Raw genomic sequence first — 15005 nt, forward strand, 5'->3', positions numbered from 1 at the left:
TCAGATCAGAACGTAGAAAGTGCAGTTTGCCCGTGAAGACTTTTGGGAGTGACAGTGCGACAATATTTTTGACGCATTAAACAAAACATCATTCCAGCTATGAAAAATTTATCCAACCTCAAAAGTCTCGCAGTATTGCTACTGCTTGGTATTTCAATCGTTTCGTGCAAGAAAGACAAAGTCGAACCCGCGCCAGATCTGGCAACCAGGCTGTCGGGCATTTATGTTTTTTCCGAACTCGCATTTGACGGTAAGGTTATACCTGCGGATAAGAGCAATCTGAAAGGCGATATCCGGATCACTAAAAAAACGGAAACGACGGTGGATGCCGAACTTGATATTCAAACCAGGGACGACGAAGAATTTATGGTGTACGACGTAAGTGATATCAAGCTGGTGGAAAATGGGAGCACAGTGGAACTGGTTTACGAAGGAGAAACAGTCGCGAAAATAATTGGCAAGAAGCTCATGGTCAATGCGACCGACGATACCGGCACTGATTTCACACTTACCGCAACACGCTAGGCAGGAAATTTCGCTTCGGAATGGACGTGTTGTCTTAACTTTACGGCAACACGAACCATTTCACAGATCTTGAAAAATAAAAAAATAATATTCCTCGTCCTCATCGTTCTCACGCTCGGCTTTATAATCTATGATTCCACTTCGATACCTGGGGTAGATGATCTGGAAGGCAATTTTAAAGAAGTGGCCGTATACCGGAATGAAAATAACACCGGTCCTATTCAGCGGATCTACGCGGTAACAATAGAAGGCCGGGCGTGGGACGAGATGGAAAAGTATGGAAACCTGATGCCTTACACCAAATACGGCACTACCACAGTATATTTCTTCGACGCTTCAAAACCTGCACCAGCGACGCTGGTACCCGGCGAACCGAATTTTGACCCTACATTCAACGCCGGCTGTCTTGCGGTTTATTCCAAAGACCAGAATGGTGAAGTTTCTTTCAAAAAATCCCCTTTCTCCGCCCCGCTCTGATATTCTGCCTCTCATTTTAAGGAACAATATCATTTACAGCCATTTAGGCACTATTTCCAGCATTTTTATTATTAAACAAATACACTTACCGGTCTTCGATCGGTAACATATTCTGCCGGGCTGGTCAATATGGGCAGTTTTGGACAAGTATTCTGCCTATCCTTCAAGGCTTTAATAGTTGTTTATTTCTAAACCCTAAAACCAAGCCTATTATGCGAATTATACGTGGTTGTTTACTGACCCTGTTTGGACTGGCATTTTCTGCCATTTCGGTACAGGCGCAGTCCCGGCAGGTAGCCGGTAAGGTGCTCGACGAGGCCAATGCGGCTGTTCCGGGCGCGAGCGTTTTAATTAAAGGTACCACTACGGGTACGAACACGGACGCCGATGGGAAGTTCTCGATCGGCCTTCCCGACGGAGATCAAAAGCTCACCGTTTCCTCGATCGGGTTCCAGACGATCGACGTGAATGTGCCGCGCTCGATGACGGAAATAACAGTGAAACTTCCGGCTGATGTGAAAAGTCTGGGCGAAGTGGTGGTAACCGCGCTCGGCGTGCAGCAAAACACCCGGAATGTGGGTTATGCGATCCAGCAGATCGGCGGTGGAAGTATTCAGGAAGCGCGTGAAGTCAATTACATCAACTCGTTACAGGGAAAACTGGCCGGTGTACAGATCGGCGGGAACAGCGGTTCCATGGGCGGCTCTTCGCGTGTTACGATCCGGGGTTTGAAATCCATTTCGGGTAACAATAATGCATTGTTTATCGTCGACGGCGTGCCAATGGCGAATATGAATATGAATGCATCCAGTGTAACCGGCGGCCAGGGAACGGGCGGCGGCGGCTTCGATTACGGAAATCCTGCCCAGCTGATCAACCCAAATGATGTTGAGAATATCTCTGTTTTGAAAGGAGCTGCGGCGACGGCACTATATGGTAGTCGTGGACAGAACGGGGTTATTTATATTACCACCAAAACGGGCAAGGGATCGGGTAACCTTTCTCTGAATTACGACCTGAATGTGCAGCTGGACCAGGTTTCTTACCTGCCTAAATTTCAGAACGTATATGGCGGGGGCGGCAGCTCAAATTTTACCAAATTGTATGTAAAAGACAATCCGAGCGGCTTCCTGCCGGGCGGAGGTACTTATGATGATAATGATGGAAAAGGCAAATATGACCTCATTCCTGACTACGGAACCGACGAATCATGGGGGCCGAAAATGGACGGAACGCTCGTGCGCCACTATTGGTCGTGGGACCAGGACCGGAACAATCCGAATTTTGGAAAAACTGCTCCTTGGAGCCCGCAGCCCAATAATGCAAAGGATTTTTTCAAAACCGGGGTTACATTTTCCAATAACCTCTCGGTGGCCAGCAGCAGCGACAAAGGTTCTATCCGCTTCTCTGTCGGGCAAACGAAACAGAACTTTATCTACCCGGGCAGCGAGCTGAAACGCTTTTTTATCAGCTTGAATACCACCTATAAGTTTACGGACAAATTCACTTTCAGCGGCGGGATCAACTATGTGAACGACAACTCGAAAGGCCGGCCGGGAACCGGTTTTATGGGCAATAACCCAATGCTTTTCTACGTGATGTATGGTCAGCGGCAGATTGACAATAACTACCTGGAAGATTACAAATATGCCGACGGTACGGAGCAATCGTGGAATCGGACTGCGTGGAATATCCAGAAACCGGCATTCAGCCAAAATCCTTACTGGAACCAATATGAGAACTACAATACGGACAGAAATAACCGCTATTTCGGGAATGCAGGATTAACTTATAAGTTCACCGACTGGCTTTCCGCCGACGTGCGCGTGTTTTCCGATTACTTCGATCACATGGACGAAGTGCGGAGTGCGAAAGGATTTTTTGTGGGTAGCTACGCAAAAAGACAACTCCGGAACAACGAAAACAACTACCAGGCTACTTTGAATATCAATAAAAACCTGAGCGACAAATTCAGTCTGGAAGCTGTGGCGGGGGGTAATATCCTGAGTATCAAATCGAGTGTGGAATCCGGCACGACCAACGGCGGGCTGCAAACCCCGCTTGTGTATGTGCTGCAAAACTCGGTAACGCCGGCTACGGTTTCTACCACTTATGGAAACAAACAGATCAACTCGCTGTTCGGATCGGTTACATTGGGTTATAACAAATACCTGTACCTGACCGCCACAGGCCGGAACGACTGGGCTTCGACTTTGAAACAAACGGGAAATTATTCCTATTTCTATCCATCGATCGCGGGTTCGTTCGTATTCTCTGACGTGATCCAGAAAACTTCCTGGCTGACGCTCGGAAAAGCGCGGTTATCTTATGCACGTGTCGGAAATGATGCCGACCCTTATTCAGTATCAAGGTATTACGATATCGTAACGCAGTTTGGCACGTTCCCGCTGCAAAGTACGCCGGACAGACTGCACAATGCCCGCCTGAAACCCGAACTTTCGGCAGAAGTGGAAGGTGGTGTTGATCTCAAATTCTTCAATGAAATACTGGGCGTAAACTTCACTTACTACGACCGTCGCACGGAAAACCAGATCTGGAATGTACAGATCCCGGCGGAGAGTGGATTTTCAACCAAGATCGTAAATGGCGGAACGGTGCAGAATAAGGGTATCGAACTCTCAGTGAATATCATGCCGATCATGACCAAGAATTTCAGCTGGAGAGCGTCCCTTAATTTTTCCAAAAACAAAAACCGGGTACTTAACCTGAACAGCTCGGATGAAAGCATTCAGGGTATAGAGAGATTTGTAATTGGTACAGAACGCCGCACAAACCGCGTTTCGATGGTGGCGCAAAAGGGAAAATCGCTTGGTACGATGCTGGGAACGGATTATGTATATGATGCGCGAGGCAACAAGATCGTAGGCGCAAATGGAACGTATGCAGTTACGCCTACCCCGGTGATCATCGGCGACGCTAACCCTGATTTTATTGGTGGGTTGAACAACACATTCAGCTACAAAAGTCTCTATCTGGCGGCGCTTGTCGATTTTCAAAAAGGCGGTGATTTCTTCTCTTATACCAATTTGTATGGAAACAAGTCGGGGATGTTTGAAGAAACTGCACTCCCTGGAATTCGTGAAAACGGACTGGTTAATCCGGGCGTGAAAGAAGACGGCAGCCCGAACGACATTGTAGTAGCGGCACGAACGCACTTCAATTCCGACGGCGGTAACCGGATCAGCAAAGCGAATCTGTACGACGGCAGCTTCATTTACCTGCGCGAGGTAAGACTTGGCTGGCAACTACCGGATGCATTGGCGAAAAAGATCAAAATGCAAGCATTGCGCTTTACCCTTACCGGTCGCAATTTGTGGTTGATCAAAAGCAATGCACCCAATGTGGACCCGGCGAATATCACCAACTCGATCGGTAACCAGATCGGCTTCGAAGGCGGCGCATTACCTCCGGTACGCAGCTACGGGGCGAACCTGAACTTTACATTCTGACCGGTTTTAACAAAAACTCAATCCAAATCATATTCATATGAAATTGAAAATCATTATCCTGCTGGCGGCGTGCATCTTCGTCCTCCCCGGGTGCGACAATTACGATACCCTGAACAGCGACCCCGCGCGGTCAAGCGAAACACAGCCTGAATTTTTGATGGCCAATGCGCAAAAACGCGCTTCCGACCTGCTTTACGATACTTATTTCAACGGGCGCGTTGGCATGCAGCTTGCGCAATACTGGACTGGAACGGACAAAACGGGTGAAAGCCGGTTCCTGTTTACAAACGACGGACTCTGGAACGGCATGTATGCCGGGCCGCTGATGGATTTGCAGGAGATCAGAAATTACTACGAAAGACACCCTGCCGAATCCAGCGAGCACATGCTGGCGGCGACGGAAATCATGAAAGCGTGGCTTTTCCATATCCTCACGGACGTTTATGTGGATATTCCCTATTCACAGGCATTGCGAGGCGACGTGACGGTTCAGCCGGTTTATGACAAAGGAAAAGATGTATATACGGCATTACTCGCTTCGCTCAAAACACAGGTGGATATACTCGCCGGCCCATCTTCCGGCGCTATCCGAGGTGATGTTATCGGAGGCGGCAGCGCGGCACAATGGATCCGGATCGGGAATGCGCTGCGTATGCGGATTGCGATGAGAATGGCCGACGTGCAGCCTGCGGAAGCGAAAGCGGTGATTGAAGATGCTGTGAAAAACACTTTTACCGCAACAACCCAGGACGCATTTTTCCCATATAATACCGCGGCGGCGACCAACCGCTTTCCTTATAACGATGTAGACCGTCCACTCGTAGAATTCGCGGTGACTTCCACGGTAATCGACTACCTGACAGAATTAAAAGATCCCCGCCTTCCCGTGTACGCCCGGCCGGACGAAACTAATGGAAAATATGTGGGTAAACCTTATGGTACTGAGGCAAATACCCCGACAATGATCGGACTGTCGAAACCCGGTGTAATGGCTTACAGCGGATCGGCAAGAGGGAATATGATCACTTATGCGGAAGTTGCCTTTATTAAAGCCGAGGCCGCGGCGCGAGGCATGAATATGGGCACTGCTACGGCGGATACACTTTATAACGAAGCAGTTACCGCCGCGCTAACGCAATGGGGAATTACTGATGCAAAGGTCGTGAGCACTTACCTGGCGAGCGTTCCTTACAAAGCGGGCAACTGGAAAAATGTGATCGGATCCCAGAAGTGGCTGGCTTTGTATATGCAGGGTATTCAGGGCTGGATGGAAAGATTGAGACTCGATATTAAAAAACCGAGCGGCGCGGATCTGTTTATTGCACCGGTTTCGGGAAGTCTGGATCAGGAAGTGAAAGATGGTGTTGTAAAACGGTTGAAATATCCGAGCGCAAGCCGCGCTTCCAATGCGGTTAACAGCGAGGCCGCCGCCAAAAGTATCGGCGGAGATTCGCAGGCCACCAAGAACTGGTGGGATATTAACTGAAATATCTAGCTCCGGGTCCACAGCCCGGAGCTTTTCTTTAACCAAAATCAATAATATAACCTTAACATTTGCGCCCCGCTGAGTTCACACTGCTGACCTACTTTTAGGTTTCAATACAACCAAAAGCCGGACTGCCTGATGATCGGACATTTTTTCAGCAAACGTTACGCCTACTGTGGCTTTCTGCTCCTCATGCTCTGGCCAAGTGTCGAATTTAAAGCCACCCTCGGCGCCATTTCCGTCAAACATGCCCACGATCCGGTTCTTATGGACACAGCCGAAACCGGTCAATTTTCAGTCCTTACCTACAATATCGCCGGCTTACCGGAAATCATTTCCAGCGCACAAACCGAGCGCGCAAGCAGTATTGCAGAGATCGGAAAACGCTTGAACCGCTTCGATATCGTGCATGTGCAGGAGGATTTTCATTACAATAATGAGCTTTACTTATCCGGGAATGCGCACCCTTACCGCAGTGAATCGAAAGGCAGCATTCCGTTTGGCGACGGCCTGAATACGCTTTCACGTTACCCACTCTCTGCCATTGAGCGTATCTCCTGGGACGATTGCACCGGCGCCGATTGTCTGACCCCGAAAGGTTTCACTTTTTCGCGCGTCCAGATTGGAAAAGGACTCTTTATTGATCTGTATAACATTCACTCCAATGCATTCAACGATCCGGAGGCAGCCGCCGCGCGGCGAAAGAATATCGAACAGTTATCGACATTTATAAAAGAAAATTCTGGGGGAAATGCGGTGATTGTGATGGGAGATTTAAATGGGCGCTACCATTTTTCTTCCGATAATATTCAGGAACTGCTGATCGAAAACAGCCTCCGCGACGCCTGGGTAATGCTCGAAAACGAGGGCCGCCTGCCCGCAGCTTCGCCCAGAATCCCGCCCCGTGATATTCTGAATATAACCGAAAAAATGGAGTCGATCGATAAGATCATGTTTCGCAGCAGCGACGCGCTTGAACTGTTTCCTGCGGAATACGCGCTGCAATCGGAGCTTTTTGAAGATCAGTCGGGGAAGCCCTTATCCGATCACTTACCTGTTGGCTTGACCTTCAACTGGAAATTAAAAGAAGAAAAAAGAAGCTTCCAATACGTTACTAATACAGTTTCGCGGCAACCTTGAAGGTATTTGCATGTGCATGAATGATAGTCCGGAGCTCGGGCGAATAGCCGCCGCCCATGCTGCATTGAACAGGAATATTGTGCTTTACCGCCAGCTTCAACACCATTTCGTCCCGCAGTTCGCAGCCACGAACGGTACACGACATCCTGCCAATTTTATCAGTCTCCAAAATATCCACACCCGCCTGATAGAAGATAAAATCGGGCTTTATTTTTTCAACCAGATCGGGCAAGATACTATCTAGCATTTGCAGATATACATCGTCGCCGGTCCAGTCTTCGAGCGGTACATCGAGGTCACTTGTCTCTTTCCGAAAAGGATAGTTGTTTTTTCCGTGCATTGAAAAGGTAAAAACCTGCGGCCGGCCTGCGAATATATTGGCTGTTCCGTTTCCCTGGTGCACATCCAGATCGATGATCAGCACCTGCTTTGCTTTTCCATGATCCAGCAGATATTGCGCCGCCACCGCCTGGTCATTGATGATACAAAACCCCTCTCCCTGATCGCGCCCGGCGTGGTGCGTACCCCCGGCGATATTGAATGCAATACCCGTCTCAAATGCTTTCAGCGCGCCTTCGACGGTTCCGTTGGTGATACGCAGCTCCCGCTCGGCCAGCAAGGGTGTCTGCTCAAAACCGATCCGCCGCATTTCCTGGCGGGTAAGCTTTCCGTGCAGAAACCGGTCGGCATATTCGCGGCCGTGCACCGCATATACCGCCTGCATATCGATTGGTTCCGGGTCAAAAAAATCAGACTGCTCGACAATACCTTCCCGCAACAATTGCATGGGCAGCAGCTCATATTTATCCATTGGAAACCGGTGCCCGTCAGGCACGGGGTACTTATAAATGGGATTGAAAGCGATTGGAAACATTCGGTTGATAAAAAAATTCAGGATGGCGGGAAACCTATGACATAGGGCTGTCACCCGGGCCATTTTCCTTTGTGTTGTAGAAATAATGTTTAATCTTAAAATCGAAAGACAATGGTAAATGTATTCTCCGAAATCGCATGGTTAAGTGTTTTAGCCGCATTTGTTCCTTATTTTCTTTTGGGCGCGTTGTGGTTCACCCTGCTTTTCCCCACGCCCTACAAAGTTTCCTTAGGCAGGGAAAATAACATGCCCGCAAAACCTGCACCGATATTTATTATCGGCCCGGCGATTTGCTGTCTGGTTATTACCATCGCCAGCGCGGTATTAATGTATATGTTAAAGATCGATTCTTATGAAGGCGCGCTAAGTTTTGCATTGACCGTCGGAATCGGGTACCTGATTGCCAACACTGTCAATATTGCGATCAACCCGAATATCCCGCGGCCACTTTTGTATGGACTGATCAGCGGCGCGTATCACCTTGTTGGAATTGTCATTGTTTGTCTCATTTTGGTTGCTTTAAAATAGCGGTTCAATGGGGAGCGACGGATGATGTGTTACTTTTGGTTAAATTCAGCAACCGGTTATGAGCGAAAGCATGTTACATACTATTTGTCAAAATGATTGATCCGGAAGTAACGCGTCTTTCACGTCTGGTAGCAATACTGACCCTGCTTCAAACCAAACGTGTAGTGACAGCCACCGAATTGGCGCACAGGTTTTCTGTCAGCACGCGCACGATTTACCGGGATATCAGGACACTTGAAAGTGCGGGTATTCCGGTGGTAACGCTGGAAGGAAAGGGCTACGCGATGCTCGACGGTTACAGGTTACCGCCCGTGATGTTTACGCGGGACGAAGCGATTGCGTTACTCACTGCCGAAAAGCTCGCCGCGCAGCGCACCGACGCGACCACAGCCCAACTTACCGGCGCGGCTATGGACAAACTGCGTGCCGCACTCCGCCACACCGACCGCGACCATCTCGAAACGATTGCGCCTCACATTCAGGTACTTGAACCCGCTAGTCAGCCTGCCAATACGAATGCATACCAGCAGCTCGTGACTGCCGTCACTATTCGCTGTGTGGTGAATATCAATTATCTGGCGGCGGAAACGGGTTTGCCCACCGCTCGCGATATAGAACCGATCGGTATCTATCTGAGTCAGCACTGGCACGTGGTCGCCTATTGCAGGCTCCGGCAAGCATTCCGCGATTTCCGGCTCGATCGCATTCAAAACCTGAAACTCACGGAGGAAACATTTACCGCCCGACCCGAAACATTACAGCAATACCGGGCCGAAGAAGCGAAGCGGCGATCCAGGGAAAAGGTCGTGATCCGTTTCCAGCCAGCCGCCGTTATCCCGCCCCTCGCACAGCACATGCTGGACACCCGGCACCACTACGGCTGGACCCACGAAAAGCCGCTACCCGACGGAAGTATAGAAATGCTATTCCTCATCGGCTCGCTCCCCTACCTCGCCACCTGGCTTCTCCCTTTCACGAATGCAGTTACAATTGTTGAGCCGGAAGAGCTGAAAATCCAGTTACAAAAGCTCGCTCAAAAGGCTTATAATCATTTTTCTTGAATTATCATCCCCGGGCTGAAGCCCGGGGCAATTGATTTTGTTGGCGCCTACCCCCGACCCCCTGGGAGGGGGCTTTTGCAGTTTGCATCCAGCCCGACGAAAAGTCCCTTTAGGGATTTAGGGTAACAGGCGCTAACGCTCACTCACGCAGGATGCGAACTTAACGTGATTTTTCCATAATCCACTGGCGGCCCCTATTGCGGTATCCGTGGATATTGGCACTGATAAAAATAATCACAGCAGCGCCGATAGCCGTGTATACAACCGGCTGCGCGCCATTCCAGTTGGCGACGGCCACCGCTACCAGCGCCCACACACCGACCATCGCCGATTCGCGCAGGTTTCGTTTCCAGGTAATTGCGATATTAATGGCCGCAGCGGCCAGGATCATACCAATAGTCCAGGTTTGCGCCGAAAGACCGAATCCGTTCCATTCAATTTTAGTAAGGTAAGCCGCAACATTCGCGATCAATGCAACATTGATCCAGCCCAGGTAAAAGGCGAAAGGCCAGCTTTCCAGTGCGATCCGCTTGAAAGAAATGAGGTCCATCTGCATTCTGGTGGCGATGACAATGCGGATCAGGCAGATGAGCAGCCCGATCATAATGATGACAGACAAGCCGGTGTAATCATAAAGCCAGGCGATGACCCACAGGCAATTAGCAACGCACGAAAGCACAAAAGTCCACCCGATCCTGTTCACCACTTCCGGCGTTTCGCTTTTCCCGAACAAACCTTTGCTTTGATATATCACAAAACCGATCAGTCCCAGGTAGATAAAACCCCAGATCGAAAAGGCATAACCCGCCGGCGTGAAAAGGTTTTCGTATGAAGCCGACACTGAGGCCATTGTTTCATTATTGAATACACCCGTGTTTGACAGGTAATTCACGATGATCGTTACAATGAGGGCGACTATATTCGATATCTGTAAGGTCTTTTGCATAATATTTAGTATTGATATTTTCTTCAAATGCGAAAAAAGTCAATACACAATTATTGTTCCCGGAAGTCGCAGAGCAGCACCAGCCTGCCTGATCCGCTATTTTACCAGAAAGAAGGTCGCTCAGTGGTTCCTCCGGCAGTGCGGCAGTCGGCGCAGTTGGATGATGCTACCAATACCGAATCTGCCCGAATGCCCCAATACGTCAGCAGCAATTGGGCGGTATTCAATGCACAATCGTCGTCGCGCCCCCTGCATCTTAGTGGAATTGTGTCGGGCTCGGTACACCTTGGGAAACTCCCCAATTTGGGTGTGATCGTAAGTCTGCGCGTTTCCTCCGTCGAGGCGCTGAAATACCCAAAAACCAAATCTGCCGGGTCCGAAATGTTCCGGATATTCCCTGTCACCTGAGAAGGTTGCGGGTCAAAAAGGCTTCCTGTCGCCTGGGTGGTTTTCGCCAGATCTGTCCAGTATTCGAAAGCGGGTCGCGACAGTCCGTACTGTTTAACGAGGATACTATATTTAATGTAAAGCTTATTGGTAGAGACCGGTACCCTGTTTAGTGGGAGGTTCTTAATAATATCGCTGCTCAGCCGGATTGTACTCCCCAGCAAAATACTGCCCGATTTTTTGCGCCCCCAGCATTTATTGATATTCTCTTTTCTGATAACAACCTGTTCGTCAACCTTTTCCAATGCCGAATAGTAAGTAGCGTCATACTCCCAGGTCTCATCGAATTTCCATCGGTAAAATTGCGTCCGGTTCTGCGCGTCGTGGGTATTCACATAAAAAACCGCCTCGTTCTGCACTGGGTCAACTTTGTAGGTCAGACTATCGATCTTCGGCGTGCGGTTTACAGCCACATATTCCGACAGGTATTCGTGCCCGTTCTCAGTTATGATCCGGATCCTGTATTTACCAGACATATTATATAAACGCGGCGGGAGCTGGTACAGGCCATTTTTGATTTCAGCAAATGTATGCACTACTCCGGCTTCCTCTTCCACCGTCACTGAAGCGCCTGTTACGATAACCGGCGGCGTATTTGTATTCACATGCTGCGTCCTTCGCAGCTCGATCCGGCTGGTATCCGTTCCGCCCGCATTGAAAAAACCATCGACAACCAGGTAGTTTCCATCCGAATTGATTTCAGGTGGCGAAAACGGCTCGATACAGCTTTCTGTAAGAAACAGGAGCAAAGACAACAGCAGCAAAGCAGTGAAAAGCGGACTGAACGATCTGGGATTTTTCACTTCGTCAATGATTTAAATGACCTTAAATCAAATTGCGGTAACCGGGTAAATTGTAGAAATACATTTTTGACTTGTGCTTAAAAGAGTTGGCGCAGCAAACAATACCTGACTTTTGGGCCGAAAAATTTTGGGAATGTTATAAATTAACGCCGGTTCTATGCCAGGGCGGCACTACACTTACTGCACTGCGTTTTCTATGGAACGATATCAATGAAATCTTCTTCAAAAAAGGATCTGCAACCCGGGATTAAAACGGGCTTTTTTAATTTCAGTCAGATCGAAAAATACTTCGTGAATGCCGGGCAGGAAAACGTTTTCCAGCGAATATCCGACCGGACTTTTCAGGATCTTGACCTTGAAGATGTATTCCGGTTCATCGACAGAACCGTTTCCTCTGTTGGCCAGCAGTATCTCTACCACCACATACGCACGATTCCACTGGGCACTTCGCGCACCGAAAAGCTGGGAAGCTTTATTTCCATTTTAACCAAAAACCCTACTTTGAGAGCTACTGCGTCAGCAAGTATATCGAAACTCAACCAGAAAGACGCTTATTACATTACCTCGCTCTTCCAGGAGAAATACATGCCTCGACCGAAATGGTTCTGGCTCATTCAATGCCTTTCAGGTCTGAGCGTTGCCGCAGTGTTGCTTTCCTTCTTTTTGCCTCAAATCCTGATTTTCCTGATCGTCCTTTTACCTGTTAACCTGGGCATTCACTATTGGAATAAAAACCATTTGTACAGATACGCCAGCTCACTTCCCCAGCTCGTTTTGCTTAACAAAACCGCCCGCAACCTATTAAAAACTGCGGAATTTGAAGGAGGAGATCCCGATTTTCAAAAGTCGGTGCGCGTACTTGACCGGCTTGGTATTACGATGTCTGTTTTCCAAATTGAGGCCAAACTGCAAAGTGAGGTCGGGCAGTTCATTGAATACTTTCTGGAACTGATCAAGGCGCTGTTTCTAGTCGAGCCGGTCCTGCTTTTTGCTACATTGAAAATGCTGGATAACAGGCGGCAGGATATCAGTAATGTGTTTCATTTTGTGGCAGGACTGGATGTAGCACTTTCTACAATGAATCTGCGCGAAAGTCTCCCTCACTACTGCGAGCCGACATTTGTAACAGACAACAAACTGACCATCAATGAAGTATATCACCCGCTAATCTTCAACGGAGTTGCAAACAACATCGAACTCAACAGCAGGTCGGCTCTCCTGACGGGCTCGAATATGTCCGGCAAAACTACCTTTATCCGTACCATCGGTATCAATGCAATTCTTGGTCAGACGATCCGCACGTGTTTTGCAAAGGAATTCGTCATGCCGGTTATGCAGGTACATTCTTCTATCCGGATATCCGACGATCTGCTTGGCGAGAAAAGCTATTATTTTGAAGAAGTAATGACGGTCAGGCAACTATTGGAAGAGAGCAGGACCGGCGCCTGCAATCTGTTCCTGCTCGACGAACTTTTCAAAGGTACCAATTCCGTGGAACGCATTGCGGTGGGCAAATCGGTGCTCAGTTACCTTACGCAAGGCGGAAATCTGGTACTTGTTTCCACCCACGACCGTGAGCTGGCAGATTATCTGACAGACACTTTTGACCTCTATCATTTCACCGAAGTGATCGATGGGAACGATATTCATTTTGACTACAAGATCAAGCCGGGAAAACTGACCACAACGAACGCAATCAGGATCCTCGAACTAAACAACTACCCTGCGGAAGTTGTAAATGAAGCACTTAGGCTGTCGGCACAAATGAAAGAAGCCAGCGATAACAAATAAAGAAAGCCCCTTACCAAACGTAGGTTCCAACTGACCCCGGTAACAGGGTCGCAGTCGAGAAACTGTTTCCATCCTGGATCTGAAAACGCAGCTCACTTTGAGTATCATTCAAAACGATTAGCACTTTTATACCCTCCGGCGTCTTGAAAGCGACATTTGGAAGCTTTTCATCCATATTGGACCCAATCCGCACTGAACCCGGCCGCACAAATTTCGACGCGTGGGCCACGACATAATAGGATGCATTTCTCGTCACCTTATCTCCATCAATCGTCACGCCTCCGAGACAACGATCGCAGCCGCCACGATCGGTAAACGGGCGGTTTTCAGGGTTACTTGACAGGTTCCATTCCAGTACCGTCCGACTCCAGTTGCGGGTCGAGCCAATTGTGAGTTTCTTAATATGGTCTTTGAAATCCTCGGCAAACTTGCCCGGCGCGCCCATCCATTGCTCGGTGAAATACAGATTTTTATCGGGATGCGCCTTATGAACTTCCGAAAGCGCCTCGATCTTCCCGCCATACAAATGGAATGCGGAACCGTCAATGTATTTTTTAGCTTCTGGATCATCCAGGATCGAGATCGGGTATTCGGGTTTATCCGCGTTGTGATCGTAAATAATGATCTTCGTTTTGAGCTTAGCCGTTTTGAATGCTGGCCCAAGGTGGTTTTTCACAAAAATGGCCTGATCCTTCGCGAGCATCAGCAAACTTGGATTATTACCTGGATGCAGCGGTTCATTTTGTACGGTAACCGCGTCAATCCGAATGCCAAGCTTTTGCATTTCCTGAATATAGCGGACAAAATACCTGGCATAAGCGTCGTAAAATTCGGGTTTGAGGCTGCCTCCGCGTGTGTCACCATTATCTTTCATCCAAACCGGCGGCGACCAGGGCGATCCCAGAATTTTTAGTTTTGGATTGATAGCCAGAATTTCCGTTAAAACCGGGATTACGTCCTGTTTATCCAAACTGAGGTCAAAACGTTTCATCTCCGGATCGGTCTCTCCTTTCGGCAAATCATTGTACGAGAATATCTTCTCATTCAGGTCGGAGGCTCCGATGCTGACGCGCAGGTAAGCCATTCCAATGTTGTTTCCATTCGTTGCGAAAAGCTCTTTCAATAATGCAGCCCGTGCACTTTTGCTCATCGCGATCAGATGCGACGTGCTGCCACCAGTAAGTGTAAAACCAAATCCGTCTATCGACTGGAACTTCTCATTTTCGTCAATCTTAATCACCAAATCATTCGTTTTCTCAGATCCGAATCGCAGTGCCGCCGGTTGCTTTGCAAATAGTGCCGACTTGTCTGCATTGGTCAGCCACACTTCGCCGCTACTTTTCCGTGACTGCGCCGCCGCAAAACTTGCGGTTAACAGGAGTATGATGAATAAAAACAGGCAGTTGGAAAGTATTCGAAACGATTGGCTTTGACTGATTGACATAGGTATTTGCGGA

The 15005-nt window shown here is 48.7% G+C and carries 12 protein-coding genes; 8 read left to right on the forward strand and 4 right to left on the reverse strand.

All coding sequences use genetic code 11. The annotated features are described in order from the left end of the window. Positions 1–99 precede the first annotated feature (99 nt). From KOD92_RS01615 to KOD92_RS01635, 5 genes are all read left to right on the forward strand, one after another. A complete protein-coding gene (locus KOD92_RS01615; protein WP_215231775.1) occupies positions 100–525 on the forward strand; it encodes a hypothetical protein in 426 nt (141 codons plus the stop codon). Positions 526–594: 69 nt separating this feature from the next. Next, positions 595–1002, forward strand: coding sequence for a hypothetical protein (locus KOD92_RS01620; RefSeq protein WP_215231776.1), 408 nt, complete (start codon positions 595–597; stop codon positions 1000–1002). Between the two features lie 212 nt (positions 1003–1214). Further along, complete coding sequence (locus tag KOD92_RS01625; protein WP_215231777.1) at positions 1215–4472, forward strand: SusC/RagA family TonB-linked outer membrane protein; 3258 nt, start codon at positions 1215–1217, stop codon at positions 4470–4472. A 37-nt stretch (positions 4473–4509) separates the two neighbouring features. Continuing rightward, complete coding sequence (locus tag KOD92_RS01630) at positions 4510–5958, forward strand: SusD/RagB family nutrient-binding outer membrane lipoprotein (RefSeq protein ID WP_215231778.1); 1449 nt, start codon at positions 4510–4512, stop codon at positions 5956–5958. A 138-nt stretch (positions 5959–6096) separates the two neighbouring features. Further along, complete coding sequence (locus KOD92_RS01635) at positions 6097–7098, forward strand: endonuclease/exonuclease/phosphatase family protein (RefSeq protein ID WP_215231779.1); 1002 nt, start codon at positions 6097–6099, stop codon at positions 7096–7098. On the opposite strand, the gene KOD92_RS01640 is transcribed toward KOD92_RS01635, so the two are convergent. Further along, on the reverse strand, positions 7073–7972 hold the full coding sequence (locus tag KOD92_RS01640) for a histone deacetylase family protein (protein WP_215231780.1): 900 nt from the start codon (positions 7970–7972) through the stop codon (positions 7073–7075). The genes KOD92_RS01635 and KOD92_RS01640 overlap by 26 nt on opposite strands. 111 nt (positions 7973–8083) lie before the next feature. Between KOD92_RS01640 and KOD92_RS01645 the strand changes: the two genes are divergently transcribed. Then, positions 8084–8500, forward strand: coding sequence for a DUF1761 domain-containing protein (locus KOD92_RS01645; protein WP_215231781.1), 417 nt, complete (start codon positions 8084–8086; stop codon positions 8498–8500). Positions 8501–8592: 92 nt separating this feature from the next. After that, positions 8593–9561, forward strand: a complete 969-nt coding sequence (locus tag KOD92_RS01650; protein ID WP_215231782.1) for a helix-turn-helix transcriptional regulator — start codon at positions 8593–8595, stop codon at positions 9559–9561. Between the two features lie 160 nt (positions 9562–9721). Here KOD92_RS01650 and KOD92_RS01655 read toward each other — a convergent pair whose 3' ends face one another. Continuing rightward, positions 9722–10507 (reverse strand): tryptophan-rich sensory protein, encoded by a 786-nt coding sequence (locus KOD92_RS01655; protein ID WP_215231783.1) that lies wholly within the window; start codon positions 10505–10507, stop codon positions 9722–9724. Positions 10508–10608: 101 nt separating this feature from the next. After that, entirely contained in the window at positions 10609–11757 is a 1149-nt protein-coding gene (locus KOD92_RS01660; protein ID WP_229254476.1) for a DUF4249 domain-containing protein, read from the reverse strand. 210 nt (positions 11758–11967) lie between these two features. Between KOD92_RS01660 and KOD92_RS01665 the strand changes: the two genes are divergently transcribed. After that, a complete protein-coding gene (locus tag KOD92_RS01665) occupies positions 11968–13548 on the forward strand; it encodes a MutS-related protein (RefSeq protein WP_229254477.1) in 1581 nt (526 codons plus the stop codon). Positions 13549–13558: 10 nt separating this feature from the next. Here KOD92_RS01665 and KOD92_RS01670 read toward each other — a convergent pair whose 3' ends face one another. After that, complete coding sequence (locus tag KOD92_RS01670; RefSeq protein ID WP_215231784.1) at positions 13559–14992, reverse strand: glycoside hydrolase family 30 protein; 1434 nt, start codon at positions 14990–14992, stop codon at positions 13559–13561. Positions 14993–15005: the final 13 nt, after the last annotated feature.

The sequence above is a fragment of the Dyadobacter linearis genome (genome assembly GCF_907165045.1).
In the GTDB taxonomy this organism is placed as follows: domain Bacteria; phylum Bacteroidota; class Bacteroidia; order Cytophagales; family Spirosomataceae; genus Dyadobacter; species Dyadobacter linearis.